Source organism: Myroides sp. NP-2 (genome assembly GCF_014145665.1).
Taxonomy (GTDB): Bacteria; Bacteroidota; Bacteroidia; order Flavobacteriales; family Flavobacteriaceae; genus Flavobacterium.
The window spans coordinates 281,003-296,193 of record NZ_JACHTD010000002.1; the positions used below are offsets into that span (position 1 = coordinate 281,003).

Consider the following 15,191-nt stretch of genomic DNA (forward strand, 5'->3'; position numbering starts at 1 on the left):
TCTAATTTAATATTTGTTCAACTGCAATTTTTACCACGCACCTAACCTCTTCATCAAAACCGACTTTAACCGACTGAATGACTGCTTTACGATCAAAGCGCAACCCCATACAGTAGAAATAAAATGAATTTTTCTTAGCAGAATTTACAGTGACAAATGCATTTTCATTTCCACATAAGTACTTTTTAACCAAATAGTTATAATGCTCGTTAAAAGAAGCTCCCAAAGCTATTTGTTGTAAGTGTTCTTTGAAATCATGGTCAATAGCTTTGTATTGTTCTTCGACGTTCAATTCCTCCGTCAGGTTTTTGTATGAAGGAAGAATCGTGATGTTGTGCACAACGGGGTAGGCTGTTTCATCTGTATAGAGAAGCACCTCATAGTCTCCTGGTTCTTGATAAGAGTAGATGACAAAAGGTTCTTTGGCATCAATGTTTCCCGTTTCACCGAACTTCCAACTAAACAAGCTAGCCCGATCCGTGTTTGCGCGAAAAATCAAATACTCGTTCTGCATAGCCTGTGATGGTGCTTCTATAGTGGTAAAATAGTCGGCATTATCTTTTTTAGAGCTCGGCTTCACCTCCACAGAAGCAGTGTATACAAGCGCTTCATTAATAGCGAAGGATACTTGATAGAAGCCCGGTTTTTTATAGCAGTGACTCCCTCGATCGCCCATTGCCAAACTCCCATCGCCAAACTCCCATCGCTTCAATCCAGGCATGGAAGTAATTTCACTTACCTCAAGGGTATCTCCTACCTCCAATACTGTTGGATATACCCTTACTTTCACATCGGAAAACGGAGCATAAACCTTTTTTTGAAAAAAGTAAATGCCCATGAGTAGCAAAATGATCGTAACTGCTACTAGCAAAATCAACTGATCCTTATTCTGTCTCTTATAGTTCATCTTATCGCGACATTTGTATGTTCTTTCGTTGAATCAACTGTTGTTCTTTATCTTTAAAACCGATGCTACACTCCTCAAATTCCTTGCGGAAATGTTGAATATTTTCTGACTTTCTCGCTTGAATTTTTTTGTCTTCAAAATACATCTGATAAAAGTCACCTATTTGCCTATACCCTTCTTTTCGAGGATCATAACTGTTGGAATGATTAAAAAAATGAGCCATTGTCTCCATGCGCCTAAGGAGGTCATTTTCAACTTGAGGTTGTGGCATATTCTCTTTTAATTCACTTATTTTTTGAAATGTTTCAACAACAAAGGGTTCAACTTCCTTTTGTTTTGCATTAAACAGGTTTTTCTGTTCTAAAAGCTCTGCATCCATCAGGGCAATTGTTGAAAAGGGCGACTGATAAGAAGACAAAAAGATCAATCCAAGAATCAGTTGAGTGAGGAGCAACAGAAATAGTAGGTACAAAAATTGGTAGGTGTGCTCTTTTTGAGCAAGCGTTTTAGTTTGATATTGTGGCATTTGAAATTATTTAGTGTTGAATTTACGCAGGGGGTCTTCGTTTAATTCTGTTTGTAACGTCTTGAAACGGTTCAGACATTCATTCAAATCTTTTAAAGCCAATGCTTCTTCACTATTGGTTTGTATGAGCTGATTTTTTAAAACTAACAAGCTGTCCAATTGAGTAAACAACAACCTATAATAGTTGAAATCTCCATCTTTATCCGATTCTACTAGATTTTTTATCTCCTGTATCTGTTTAGCAATATACTGCTCTAGAAAGCGATCATTATGAACTTTACCTGTGTTTAATAGGCTCATATAGTAGTAGAGTGTATCCACTTTATTTTGCAAATTGTATTGGCTGTTCAGCACTGTTTTATACCCTAGGACATCTTTTTTAATCTGCTTATGTTGACGGTCTGAACATTCAAAAAAGAAGTAGATTACCATAAAACAAACCAAAATCAAAGATAAAAAATTGACAATAAAATAGATAGTTTGTAAATATATACTCTTATTATTTATACTTTTCAAATACATAATAAAATGATTTAAGTTATTTATTGAGAATAACACAATAACTCAAAATTAATATTAATTTTACATTATCCAAGCTAAAAAATATATAAATGCCCATTCATCTATCAATTTGTGAGTCGGACTCACACTTCAAGAATTTAATTATCGAATCCATCAAGCATACCTTGAACTTTGATATACTAGATACGTATTCCAATGGTTATGAACTCGTTAATAGGATAAATTACAGACAGAATAATTTTCTGCTTATCGATATATTTACTCCGATTATCACCGGTTTAGAAGCCATAAAAATTTTGAGAAAAAAAAACAATAACACGCCGATAATTACCTATTCACACGTCTACCAAGAAGATATTCACCAAACTCTAGTTGGTTATGATCAGGTGTATTACTGTCAAAAAAACTGTAACGCAATCTTTGCCATACTCCTAGCACAACTAAATGGACATGAGGCTACGTATGAACAACATATAGCCGAATGGAAGAAAAGTAAAATGACTTATTCTACTTCCAATAACACTACACTGCAAAGTATTTACAAGCTCACTTTTCTAGAGCTTCAAATCATCAATTATGCGTGTCAAGGATTGACCAATCATGAGATAGGTACGATAATTCACCTGAGTGGGAGAACCGTTGAATCACATATAAAGAAGTTAACCGAGAAGTTTCAAGTAAAAAACAAGATTCAATTAATTGCGTATTGTGTGGAGCAGAACCTACACCATTACAAATGAAAGTAGATAAGAATATAAAACCAACGCAGTTGAAGTGCCACATACGATTTAACAAGTCCATAAAGCACAATAGCATCGGTTTAAGCCATTTTCTTCACGTTGGCAACTCAGAATATCTAAACGAAAGATTAAAGGCGTTAAACGCTTAAAAATATACAGATAAAAAAAAGGGTAGTTAACCGGTGGTCAACTACCCTTTTTCGTATTATGAATGAATGAATATTAAATATCAAACCCCATAGAAACGCCAAGTTTTTTCGCAATCAATTTTGCAACTTTGCCTTTTAATTCGGGGATTTTAACAGACTCCATTACCTCATCAGTAAAGGCGTACATCAGCAAGGCCTTTGCCTCTTTTTGCGGAATTCCACGTTGACGCATGTAGAACATCGCTTCTTCATCTAATTGACCAATGGTACAACCGTGTGAACAACGAACGTCATCAGCAAAAATTTCCAACTGAGGTTTGGTATACACTTGTGCCTTATCGCTCAACAAAATATTGTTACTTTGTTGGAAACCATCGGTTTTTTGAGCGATTTTATCGACATAAATCTTACCGTTGAAAACACCAACTGAATTGTCGTCATACAATCCTTTGTAATTTTGGTGGCTTTCACAGTTTGGACTATCGTGAGAGACTAGTGTATAGTGATCAACGTGTTGCTTGCCGCCAATCAGGGTAATTCCCTTCATCGTACTGTCAATACGCTCACCATCTTGATAGAAATTCAAGTTGTTACGCGTTAACTTTCCACCAAATGAAAACGTATGAACCGATACTCTACTCTCCTGTTTTTGTTTGATGAATGTATTGTCAATCAACGTTCCCGTATCTAAGTCATTTTGCAATTTATAGAAATCTACAATCGCGCGTTTATGACTAAAGATCTCTGTTACAGAATTGGTGAAAACGCTACACTCGTCTAAACTTTGATGACGCTCTAAGATCTGAACGTGTGCATTTTCTCCAACGATAACTAAATTACGCGGTTGAACTAACAAAGCTTGTTCGGCAGAAGTAGACAAATAAACAATTTCAATTGGTTTTGAAACTACTTTGCTCTTCGGTACATTGATGAAGGCACCTTCAACAGCATAAGCTGTGTTTAAAGCTGTTAAACTATCTTCTTTATCCGCAATGGTATTGTAATAATTGTCAATCACCATTTTGTACTTAGGTTTAGTCAATGCAGAAGACATCAAACAAACATCTAAGCCATCGTGTGTAGTAGACGACAAATGTGAGCTGAATACGCCATTGATAAACACCAACTTATACGTATCAGAGTCACTTAAAAAGTACTGTTTAACATCTTTGTACTCAATCGCTACCTCTTTTTTGGGAACCACACAAAAATCTTGTTTCAAAATTGAATTTAGAGACGTGTATTTCCACGCTTCCTCTTTTTTTGTAGGGAATCCCTTATCTTCAAAAGTCTTTAGTCCTTCAACGCGAATAGCGTGTAGCGTATCATGCTCCCCACTTACTTGCTGTTCAAAAGCAACAAAAGACGTTATTAATTTATCTTTAAGTTCCATATTCCTTATTTACCTATTAGATTAAAATGATTGTATACTGTATCAACCGCCAGATTACAGCGATTCTTTAATCCAGTCGTATCCTTTTTCTTCTAATTCTAAGGCTAATTCTTTTCCTCCTGTTTTTACAATTTTTCCGTCGTACAATACGTGTACAAAATCAGGAACGATATATTCTAACAAGCGTTGGTAGTGCGTAATTAAGATCACTGCATTGTCTTCGCTTTTCAATTTATTTACTCCATTGGCTACAATGCGCAAAGCATCGATATCCAATCCAGAATCCGTTTCATCTAGGATGGCAATTTTTGGTTCTAACATCGCCATTTGAAAAATCTCATTTCTCTTTTTCTCTCCCCCTGAAAATCCTTCATTCAACGAACGAGATAAGAATTTTCTATCAATTTCAAGTAATTCTGATTTTTCCTTAATTTTTTTCAACATTTCATTTGCAGGCATCTCCTCTTCTCCTTTTGCTTTTCTCGCTTCGTTGATTGCTGTTTTAATGAAATTTGTTACGGAAACACCAGGAATTTCAACTGGGTATTGAAAAGATAAAAACACCCCTTTGTGTGCTCTTTCTTCAGGAGCTAATTCACCTAACTCTTCTCCTTCCAATAACATTTCACCTTCCGTTACTTCAAAAGCCTCATTTCCAGCAATTACAGAAGATAATGTACTTTTACCAGCACCGTTTGGCCCCATAATCGCGTGAACTTCACCCGCTTTTACTTCTAAATTAATTCCTTTTAATATTTCTTTATTTTCAACACTTGCGTGTAGGTTTTTTATCTGTAACATAAACTGTTTGTTATTTTAAATTTGTAATGATACGAAATGCCTTCATTAGTTTGTTGGGATTAACCCACACTTCCTTCTAATGAAATCTCTAGTAATTTTTGTGCTTCTACAGCGAACTCCATCGGTAATTTATTCAACACCTCTTTAGAGAAACCGTTGACAATCAACGCAATTGCTTTCTCCGTTGAAATTCCACGTTGGTTACAATAGAAAATTTGGTCCTCTCCAATTTTACTAGTTGTAGCTTCGTGTTCAATTTGAGCGGTTGAATTCTTTGCCTCAATGTATGGGAAAGTGTGCGCTCCACATTCGTTCCCCATCAACAACGAGTCACATTGAGAAAAGTTTCTAGCGTTTTCAGCACGTGGGCCTACTTGCACTAAACCGCGATAACTATTTTGAGATTTACCAGCTGAAATACCTTTCGATATAATCGTCGATTTCGTATTCTTACCTAAGTGAATCATTTTTGTTCCTGTATCGGCTTGTTGGAAATTATTGGTTACTGCAACAGAATAAAACTCCCCTACAGAATTATCTCCCTTCAAAATACAAGAAGGATATTTCCAAGTAACAGCAGAACCTGTCTCTACCTGAGTCCAAGAAATTTTGGCATTTGTCTCACACAATCCGCGTTTAGTCACGAAGTTGAAAACCCCACCTTTTCCTTCTTTATCACCTGGGAACCAGTTCTGTACTGTAGAATACTTGATTTCAGCATCGTCCAAGGCTATTAATTCTACAACGGCAGCGTGCAATTGATTTTCGTCACGAGACGGCGCAGTACACCCCTCTAAGTAAGACACATAACTACCCACATCTGCGATAACAAGTGTGCGTTCAAATTGCCCTGTTCCCGCTTGATTAATGCGGAAATACGTCGATAACTCCATAGGACAACGCACGCCTTTTGGAATATAACAGAACGATCCATCAGAGAATACAGCAGAGTTCAATGCTGCATAGAAATTATCCGTTTGCGGCACTACTGTTCCCAAATATTTTTTAACTAATTCGGGATATTCTCTAATCGCTTCAGAAATAGAACAGAATATGATCCCCTTTTCTGCCAACGTTTCTTTAAACGTCGTTGCCACAGAAACAGAGTCCATTACAATATCTATTGCAACGCCTGATAAACGCTTTTGTTCATCTATTGAAATACCTAATTTATTGAAGGTCTCCAATAATTCAGGATCCACCTCGTCTAAACTCTTGTATTTATCTTTACTTTTTGGTGCCGAATAGTAAGAAATTGCTTGGAAATCTGGCTTTTCATACTGTACATTAGCCCATTCCGGTTCTGTCATTTCTTTCCAGATGCGGAACGACTCTAACCTCCAGTCGGTCATCCATTCAGGCTCTTCCTTTTTGGCAGAAATAGCTCTGACGATATCTTCATTCAATCCAATTGGAAATGTTTCAGATTCTATATCTGTATAGAATCCGTACTCATACTCCTTACCTTCTAATTCTTTTTTTAAATCTTCTTCTGTATACTTGCTCATATTTTGGTACTTAAAAGCAATTATTACCTGCTTCTACATTAGACTTTACTTTGGTAAAAGGGAAGATCGCAACCTTCCCTTTTTGTACTATAAAGAAAAACTTTCTCCACAACCGCAAGTTCTACTTGCATTCGGGTTGTTAAAGTAGAAACCCTTTCCATTTAATCCTCCTGAATATTCAAGAGTTGTTCCTACTAAATACAAAAAGCTTTTTTTATCAACAGCAATCTTCACCCCGTTATCTTCGAAAACTTTGTCTGTTTCTGAAATTTCACGGTCAAACTTCAATTGGTACGATAAGCCGGAACATCCGCCGCTTTCTACCCCTACACGTACATAATCTCTCTTAGAATCGAATCCTTCATCTTCCATCAAAAGAGCAACGCGTTTACTTGCTATATCTGAAACTTTTATCATACGTTTTACTTAAAATAGATTAATTCTATACCGATTGACAAAGGTATTATAAAAAAATGGTTTCTAGCACTAACTAACATATTTATAACGATTAGAAGTTTTAATACTAAAATCGATAAAATCTATTGTTTAAAACCATTTTTAATTACTTATTACGCAGTAGTTTATCAATTTTACTAACGAATCGAAATCCGTTTAATACGGGAAATAAATTCTTTTTCTATTTAAAAAGCTTTCGTTACAAATTTCGCATCTAATTTTGGATATAAAAGACACAAAAAAAAGAAAGGATTGAACAAATCCAAGAAAAGCATTTTTTTGGCCTTTTTAACGGTAATTTACTTTTTTTCAAGAGGTTAAACTACCCTTTCACTTTGATGCAAAACACAGTCGTTCTGTCGCCGCTTATGCTAAAATCTAACAGATCGACTTGCTGCTGAACAACGGCATACAAATTTAGATTATACCTTATAAATTGGTTATTTATGCCCAGGGTTTTACATAAATTTCTTACTTTGCATCATTCACTGTTCAAAATAATCAACATGAAACTATACAGCATAGAAAGTGGCAATTTTAAATTAGATGGTGGCGCTATGTTTGGCGTAGTTCCCAAAGCGATTTGGAACCGTACCAATCCTGCCGACTCCAACAATCAAATTGATTTGGGCGCGCGTTTGCTCCTCCTTGAAGATGGCAATCGCCTGATTCTATTCGATACGGGGATGGGAAACAAACAGTCGGATAAATTTTTTGGATACTATGCGCTTTGGGGGGACCATACTTTAGAAAAGTCTTTGGCACAACACGGTTTTCACCCCGATGACATTACCGATGTGTTCCTGACTCATCTTCACTTTGATCACGTAGGGGGAGCAGTAAATTGGAATGCCGATCGCACAGGCTATGTCAACGCATTCAAAAACGCGCGTTATTGGTCCAATGAAGCCCATTGGCAATGGGCCACAAATCCTAACGACAGAGAAAAAGCGTCTTTTTTACCTGAAAATATCCTGCCTATTCAACAAAGCGGCGCTTTGCATTTTGTACCGAAAAGCGACGGCGATTTTACCCTAAATACCGAATTGGGATTCTCAATTTTCTTTGCCGATGGACATACGGATAAGCAAATGATTCCCATCCTGGAGTACAACGGACGCAAATTGGTCTTTACCGCAGACCTTTTACCCACTGCTGGCCATATCCCTTTGCCTTATGTAATGGGATACGACACCCGACCCTTGTTAACATTAAGCGAAAAAGAAAAATTTTTAAAAATGGCTGCAGACGAAAACTGGTTGTTGTTTTTAGAACATGATGCTCATAACGAAATAATTACAGTTCAACACACCGAAAAAGGAGTGCGTTTAAATGAAAAATTCAAGGTGTCTGATATCTTAATTTAATGTTAATCCTAACGTTTTCAACTAATTAAATACTATTTTTATCGGTCTTAAATCGAAATTAAAAAAAAATAACAATGCGTTTGATTAAACCAATTTACCTATCGGCAGCCTTAGCTTTTGCTTTAGCTAGCTGTGGAGGCTCAAAAGCAATTATACAACAGCCTATTTCAAATGTAGATCAACTGCCTACAAGAACTACTGATTTATCTGAAGAACAACTAAAGAGATGGAGTCATTTAGACATCCTAAGAGATACCGTACCAGGCATGTCTGTTGATCGTGCATACGAGGAACTTTTAAAGGGAAAACCACTTCCTAAAAAAGTAGTTGTTGGAGTGATAGACTCGGGTATTGAAATTGATCACGATGACTTAAAAGATCAGGTTTGGAACAATCCAAATGAAATTGCTGGAAACAACATAGACGATGACAACAACGGTTATATTGACGATGTACACGGTTGGAACTTTTTAGGTAAATCTGTACATGAAAACGTAGAGATGGTACGCGTGGTTCGCAGAGGAGATGACGGATCTGAGCAATACAAAAGAGCCGTTAAAGAATTGGCAAAAGAAATCCATGACGCAAAAGAAATCCAAGTTAGAGCCGATATGTTAATGCGTGCCAACGAAAGATTGGCCTCTTTCTTAGGTAAAAAAGACTATACCGTAGAAGACCTAAACGCAATTGCTGAGGATGCATCTGAAGAGATTTTACACTCTAAAAAAATAATTACTCCTATTTTAAACAATGGGCGTGAGCTATCTTGGATAGAAACGTATAAAAACTACGGAGATAGCAAATTAAAATATCATTTAAACATTGATTACAACGGACGTGAACTAGTGGGTGATGATCATTCGAACATCAACGATCGCGTTTATGGAGATAACAATGTATTAGGTCCAGACCGAGACGAAGCAAAACACGGAACACACGTTTCGGGAATCATCGCTCAATCGCGTCACAACGAGCTAGGTGGAGACGGTGTTGCATCAGATGTTGCAGAAATTATGGCTTTACGCGCTGTTCCTGACGGAGACGAATACGACAAAGACATTGCCTTAGCGATTCGCTATGCTGCAGATAATGGAGCTAAAGTAATCAATGGTAGTTTTGGTAAGTACTTTGAAGAAAATAGCCAATGGGTGCGAGATGCAATCCAATATGCAGAATCTAAAGACGTATTAATCGTTGTAGCTGCAGGAAATGATGCTATGGATTTGAACATTGATGGCGGTGTAGAACGCTATCCAAATGACAACGTGAAGATGGGACCTGAAGTAGCAAACAACTTCCTTGTTGTAGGAGCTTTAAATCCTAAGTTCGGAAAAAATATGGTGGCTACCTTTTCGAACTATGGACACTATGATGTTGACGTATTTGCTCCTGGAGTAAAAATTTACGCAACAACGCCAAATAACTCATACGAATACTTACAAGGAACATCTATGGCCTCGCCAAACGTAGCTGGAGTTGCTGCATTAGTTAGAGCGTATTACCCTCAATTTACAGCAGCAGAAGTGAAAAAAATCATCATGGATTCTGGTGTAGCCGTAAATATTGATGTTGTAGTTGGTGAGAAAAAAGAAGTGAGAAATTTCAATTCAATTTCGACGTCTGGAAAATTTGTTAATGCATACAATGCCTTACTTTTAGCTGAAAAATTGGCTAAGGCAAAAAAATAACATTTTTCTTCTAATCGGGAAAAATATCCTATACTCCACAACTTAGTTCTACTTTGTTGTGGAGTTTTAATTTACAGTAAGATATGAAAAAATTAGTAGCAGTTTTCTTTTGTTTTTTGCCGTTTTTGCAACAGGCAAACGCACAACAAAATCCAAATCCAGGGTATTGGCAGCAACATGCTGATTACAGCATGGATGTCAAAATGGACGTTAAAAAATTCACGTACACGGGAAAACAAGCCGTTGCCTATACCAATAATTCTCCTGATACGCTTCGCAAAGTGTTTTATCACTTGTATTTCAATGCCTTTCAGCCGAATAGTGATATGGACGCCTTGTTGATGTCTATTCCTGATCCTGATTCTCGTATGGTGGATACCAAAGAAATAAGAGGTCGTAAAATCCATGAAAGCAGAATCAATAAGCTGAAAGAAAGCGAGATCGGCTTTCTTAAAATTAAAAACCTTACTCAAGATGGCGTGGAGGTAGAAAACAACGTTGTGGGTACTGTAATGGAAGTGACGTTAAAAACACCACTAGCTCCTAAACAGACCACAGTATTAGACATGACCTTTGAAGGCCAAGTTCCACAAATGATTCGAAGAGCTGGACGCAACAGCAAAGAAGGCGTTGCTTTATCTATGGCGCAATGGTTTCCAAAATTGGCAGAATACGACTTTGAAGGATGGCAGACTGAGCAATACCTAGGAAGAGAATTTCACAGTGTATGGAGTGATTTTGACGTAAAAATTACCCTAGATAAAGACTATATTGTTGGGGGAACTGGAATCTTACAAAACAACAACGAAATCGGATTTGGATATGAAGATGAAGGGGTAAAAGTACCTGCAGTGAAAGGCAAAACCAGAACATGGCATTTCAAAGCAGCCAATGTACTCGATTTTACTTGGGCAGCAGATCCAAACTACATCCACGATATATACGATGGACCGAACGGCGTGAAATTACATTTCTTGTACAAGAACAACCCTGCTATCGTAGAAAACTGGAAGAAATTACAACCCATTACTGCTCAATTAATGGATTTCTTCAACAAAAATGTAGGCGATTATCCGTACTCTCAATACTCAGTTATTCAAGGAGGAGATGGTGGAATGGAGTATTCAATGTGTACGCTAATTACTGGAGAACGCAATTATGCAAGTTTGGTAGGTGTTACAGCACATGAATTAGCACACAGCTGGTTTCAACATACGTTAGCAACCAATGAGACCAAACACGAATGGATGGATGAAGGTTTTACAACTTTTATTTCAGATTTAGCGATGTTACAAATCTTGCCTAAAGAAGATTTAGAAGACAACAACCCCTTTGCTTCTACCTATAAAAGTTACTACAACATGGTAGCGCGAAACATTCAAGAGCCCTTGACTACACATGCTGATCACTATTTAACCAATAGAGCATATTCCATTTCAGCATACAGCCGAGGATCGATCTTCTTAACTCAACTCGCCTATATCATCGGTTGGGATAATATGATGACAACGCTAAAAGAATTTTACAGCCAGTACAAATTTACACATCCTACACCGAACGACTTTAAACGCACGGCAGAACGAATTACAGGAGCAAACCTCGATTGGTATTTAACCGATTGGACCATGACCAATAACACCATTGACTATGCAGTACTCTTTGTAGAAGAAATTCAAAAGAATCAATCTGTAGTAACCTTAAAACGCATTGGTCGTGCAGGCATGCCTTTAGACATTTTAGTAACCTATCAAGATGGGTCTATGGAAACTTTTTATGTGCCTTATACTTCCATGATGTGGAACAAACCCAATCAGTATATCGAGTATGAACGCACTATTTTAGAAGGATGGGGTTGGGCGCAGCCAGACTATAAATTCATCATCCCTAAGCCTAAAAATACAATAAAATCTATTCTCATTGACCCTAGCCAATTTATGGCAGATGTCAATCAAGAAAATAACGTGTATCACAACGAATAAAAACGCACAATTGCGGGGGTTAAAACCACTGTGCCTAAACAACAATAAAAAAACTCAAAAGTCCTAGTTTAATTCTAGGACTTTTCTTTTATAGATATCGTTTTCCTTTTCTACCTTTGCACCACCTATGACAAAACAAAACCAAACTTATTCAAAAGAAGAAAAGCTAAAAGCTAAAAAGCTTATAGATGAACTATTTATAACAGGAAAATCTGTTAGTAAATACCCACTTCGCTTGGTTTATATTGAGGTAAACGACCAAGATGCCCCCCCTTTACAAACCGGTGTTTCCGTGTCAAAACGCCATTTTAAAAAGGCGGTAGACCGAAATTATTACAAGCGTTTACTGCGCGAGTGCTATCGAAAAAACAAAACGCTAATCTTGGATCACGTGGACCAAAAGTTTGCAATGATGTTGTTTTATCAAACCAAAGATCGATTGACCTATCAAGAGGTAGAATACAAGATGAAAGCCTTGTTCGAAAAATTTGTTCGTCAACACCAACAAACAACCCCAGAAAGTGATAATAAAACGATTTAAATCGCTTTTACAATAGCGTTATAGAAATAGCAATTAAAATAAAAAAAAGCGTTTAAATCGCTTTAAATTACATCGCATAAAAAAAGCGGAGCACATCGTTAAGTGCTCCGCTTTTTTTATGGATTGATGCGCAGGGTGCGCATAATGGCTTCTAATTCGAGCAACACATTGCGCTTACTCATCGACGGATTATAGGTAAACCCCTCAAGAATTAAATAATATTTTTTGTCTTCTACTTTGGCAATATAGCTTAGATAGGGACCTCCCATAAAACTATTTTCCATATCCCAAATACCTGTTACTTCCAGAATTTCAACTCCATTGAGTTCAATCGTTCGACTGAGTGGTTCTGCATCGACAATCAAATTCATAAACGTATTTGATTCTGAAGAGTGAACGTATTTTTCAACTACGGAATCCCTCAAAAAATTAATTTCTCTTGTCAATTCTCTTTTGTCCGTGGTCGATTTAATTCGCTCATACGGCAAGCAATAAATTAAAATATTACTCGTTCCAGAAGCTATTTCTTTCTTGTACCACACAAAGCTATCATCTGTTAATACGCGTTTATACGACGCAGGCAGATCGAGCTTAATCTTGTATTTATGTTGCAAGAAATCAGCATCGCGCAACACACTTTCTTTGAATCGATCCTGCATTTCGCTAATTTCTTGATGGTGAAAGCGACTGATAATGGAATCTTTGTGCTTCAAGAAATTGTCTATTAGGCTTTTATTGTCCTTTCCCTCCACCACAAAAAAATGCTGCGGTTGAGCGTACTCGTTGATTAAAAGCTCAAATTTAGTGCGCTTTTCACTTGTTGACACATACAATATATGCTTACTACTCTTGGCGGTACTTTCAAATATACGGGGCGATTGCTGATCAATATCAAATTTGGGTTCCACTGGCGTGATTCCCTCAATAGCTGCAGCCAAGTAATTTCGAATTGTATCTCCTACATTACTCAACCACAAATCGTCGTCAATAACCACCAAGACCTGGTTCACTTGACCTTGGGAAGGCAGTTGTGTTTCATCCTTTCGCGTGCGTTCACTACAACTCACACAAAAAGTCAAACAAACCATATAGAAAATAAAATATCTCAAAGGATGTAACTTAATTAATTCTCAATTTCATACCTGGTTGTAAGGTTGATTGATCACTCATATTGTTTAAAGCTTTCAACTTAGAAATGGTTACACCTGGTAGATTTTTACTGATTGAATACAGAGAATCCCCTTTTTTAACAACGTAATATCCATTCGTTGAAGCTTGAGCAACCGTTGATTTCCCTACGATTAATTTCTTACCAGGATAGATAACATTTGTTTTCATGTTGTTTAACTTTTTCAATTGAACAACAGAAAGACCGTATTTTTTGGCAATTACACCAACGCTTTCACCCTTGCGAATGGTGTGATATTTATTGCGTACACTAGACGTTTGCGCAATGGCTATATCGTAATTCGGCTTCTCTTTGCGATTTTCCTCAAAATCGACATAAGCATATACTTTTTCTTCATTCGACACTAATAAACCAGCGCGATCCAACGGTAAACGAAGGAAGTTTAATTCGCTAGAGGAATACGGAATGACTTTTAATTTATAGGTTGGGTTTAAAAACTCCAATTCTTCTTCGCTGATGTCTAATAGTTTAGAAATTTGTTCAAAGCTCATCATGCGTTTCACTGCCACAGTATCGGTTTGAACTAATTTCATTGGAATATTGTCATTGGCTTTGATTCCGTGCTCTTTGGCATATTCGAAAATATACATTGTTGCATAAAAAGCAGGCAGGTAGTTTTGGGTTTCACGCGGTAAATTTGGACGTATGTTCCAGTAATTAGTCAAGCCATTTGAGCGACGAATGGCCTTAGAAACGTTTCCAGGACCAGCGTTATACGAGGCTAATACCAAATCCCAATCGCCAAAAATGGTATAGAGGTCTCCTAAGAATTTGGCTGCTGCTTCAGATGCTTTTAACGGATCCACGCGATCGTCTTTAAAGGAAGAAACTTCCAAATTATACTGTTTTCCAGTGGCATACATAAACTGCCACAACCCGGTTGCTCCCATATGGGATACTGCTTTTGGGTTCAAGGCAGATTCAACAATTGTCAAATATTTGACTTCCAGCGGAATATTGTTTTTTGCTAATTGTTCTTCAAATAGGGGAAAATAGTATTCTGAAAGACCTAATAGGCGTTCGAACGACTTTTTTCTCTTCTTTAAAAACGACTTAATCAATCGCTCCAAAGACTCGTTATACTCCACGTTAAATGGCGTTTTTTCATTCAATAAAGCCAATCGTTCTTTCAAGACTTCGGTTGTTAAGCCATCGTATTCTCCAGCATCTTCACTAAAAAATTCATCCCCTGTTAAATCTGCATTCATCTCCTCATACAAATCTTGGTTGATCAATTCACCTAGCCAGAGCTTTTCTATGCGCTCGCTAGTAGAATGATTGACAAAACTTGCTTTGATTGAATCCAAATATACTTGTGGATCTAGTTCTTTCTTGCTTGCTTCTATTCCTTCTTGTGCATGTAAACTTAAAGATAATAGGCTAATAAGGGATAACGCTACTCCTTTGTAAATCATAATTTTATAT

Annotated in this window: 14 protein-coding genes; 5 read left to right on the forward strand and 9 right to left on the reverse strand. The window is 37.1% G+C overall.

The genetic code is table 11. The features are described from left to right. Position 1: 1 nt before the first annotated feature. Genes H4K35_RS03570 through tssO (H4K35_RS03580) form a run of 3 tightly spaced genes read right to left on the reverse strand, consistent with a single transcriptional unit; the run spans position 2 to position 1,955 of the window. The gene (locus tag H4K35_RS03570) at positions 2-907 is read right to left on the reverse strand and encodes a PKD domain-containing protein (RefSeq protein WP_182626010.1); all 906 of its coding nucleotides are present in this window, start codon (positions 905-907) and stop codon (positions 2-4) included. 1 nt (position 908) lies between these two features. Beyond that, on the reverse strand, positions 909-1,433 hold the full coding sequence (tssO, locus tag H4K35_RS03575; RefSeq protein WP_182626011.1) for a type VI secretion system TssO: 525 nt from the start codon (positions 1,431-1,433) through the stop codon (positions 909-911). A gap of 6 nt (positions 1,434-1,439) precedes the next feature. After that, positions 1,440-1,955, reverse strand: a complete 516-nt coding sequence (gene tssO / locus H4K35_RS03580) for a type VI secretion system TssO (protein ID WP_182626012.1) — start codon at positions 1,953-1,955, stop codon at positions 1,440-1,442. 89 nt (positions 1,956-2,044) lie between these two features. On the opposite strand from tssO (H4K35_RS03580), the gene H4K35_RS03585 reads away from it, so the two are divergent. Further along, the gene (locus H4K35_RS03585; RefSeq protein ID WP_182626013.1) at positions 2,045-2,695 is read left to right on the forward strand and encodes a response regulator transcription factor; all 651 of its coding nucleotides are present in this window, start codon (positions 2,045-2,047) and stop codon (positions 2,693-2,695) included. A 222-nt stretch (positions 2,696-2,917) separates the two neighbouring features. Here the strand turns inward: H4K35_RS03585 and sufD are convergent, their stop codons facing one another. The 4 genes from sufD to H4K35_RS03605 form a co-directional block, all read right to left on the reverse strand. After that, positions 2,918-4,237 carry a Fe-S cluster assembly protein SufD gene (sufD, locus tag H4K35_RS03590; RefSeq protein ID WP_182626014.1) on the reverse strand — a complete coding sequence of 440 codons (1,320 nt, stop codon included), beginning with the start codon at positions 4,235-4,237 and terminating at the stop codon, positions 2,918-2,920. Between the two features lie 54 nt (positions 4,238-4,291). Further along, a complete protein-coding gene (sufC, locus tag H4K35_RS03595) occupies positions 4,292-5,038 on the reverse strand; it encodes a Fe-S cluster assembly ATPase SufC (protein WP_182626015.1) in 747 nt (248 codons plus the stop codon). 59 nt (positions 5,039-5,097) lie between these two features. Next, positions 5,098-6,546 (reverse strand): Fe-S cluster assembly protein SufB, encoded by a 1,449-nt coding sequence (sufB, locus tag H4K35_RS03600; RefSeq protein WP_182626016.1) that lies wholly within the window; start codon positions 6,544-6,546, stop codon positions 5,098-5,100. 87 nt (positions 6,547-6,633) lie between these two features. Then, positions 6,634-6,963 (reverse strand): iron-sulfur cluster assembly accessory protein, encoded by a 330-nt coding sequence (locus H4K35_RS03605; protein ID WP_182626017.1) that lies wholly within the window; start codon positions 6,961-6,963, stop codon positions 6,634-6,636. Positions 6,964-7,508: 545 nt separating this feature from the next. Between H4K35_RS03605 and H4K35_RS03610 the strand changes: the two genes are divergently transcribed. The 4 genes from H4K35_RS03610 (at position 7,509) to rnpA (ending at position 12,577) form a co-directional block, all read left to right on the forward strand. Beyond that, positions 7,509-8,369 carry an MBL fold metallo-hydrolase gene (locus H4K35_RS03610; RefSeq protein WP_182626018.1) on the forward strand — a complete coding sequence of 287 codons (861 nt, stop codon included), beginning with the start codon at positions 7,509-7,511 and terminating at the stop codon, positions 8,367-8,369. A 74-nt stretch (positions 8,370-8,443) separates the two neighbouring features. Then, positions 8,444-10,057, forward strand: a complete 1,614-nt coding sequence (locus H4K35_RS03615; protein ID WP_182626019.1) for a S8 family peptidase — start codon at positions 8,444-8,446, stop codon at positions 10,055-10,057. Positions 10,058-10,140: 83 nt separating this feature from the next. After that, a complete protein-coding gene (locus H4K35_RS03620; RefSeq protein ID WP_182626020.1) occupies positions 10,141-12,036 on the forward strand; it encodes a M1 family metallopeptidase in 1,896 nt (631 codons plus the stop codon). A 127-nt stretch (positions 12,037-12,163) separates the two neighbouring features. Then, positions 12,164-12,577 (forward strand): ribonuclease P protein component, encoded by a 414-nt coding sequence (gene rnpA, locus H4K35_RS03625; protein WP_182626021.1) that lies wholly within the window; start codon positions 12,164-12,166, stop codon positions 12,575-12,577. A 116-nt stretch (positions 12,578-12,693) separates the two neighbouring features. Here rnpA and H4K35_RS03630 read toward each other — a convergent pair whose 3' ends face one another. After that, positions 12,694-13,686: a DUF4837 family protein gene (locus H4K35_RS03630; RefSeq protein WP_255492354.1), complete on the reverse strand. Its 993-nt coding sequence runs from the start codon at positions 13,684-13,686 to the stop codon at positions 12,694-12,696. Between the two features lie 10 nt (positions 13,687-13,696). Further along, positions 13,697-15,181 (reverse strand): lytic transglycosylase domain-containing protein, encoded by a 1,485-nt coding sequence (locus H4K35_RS03635; RefSeq protein ID WP_182626022.1) that lies wholly within the window; start codon positions 15,179-15,181, stop codon positions 13,697-13,699. Positions 15,182-15,191 lie beyond the last annotated feature (10 nt).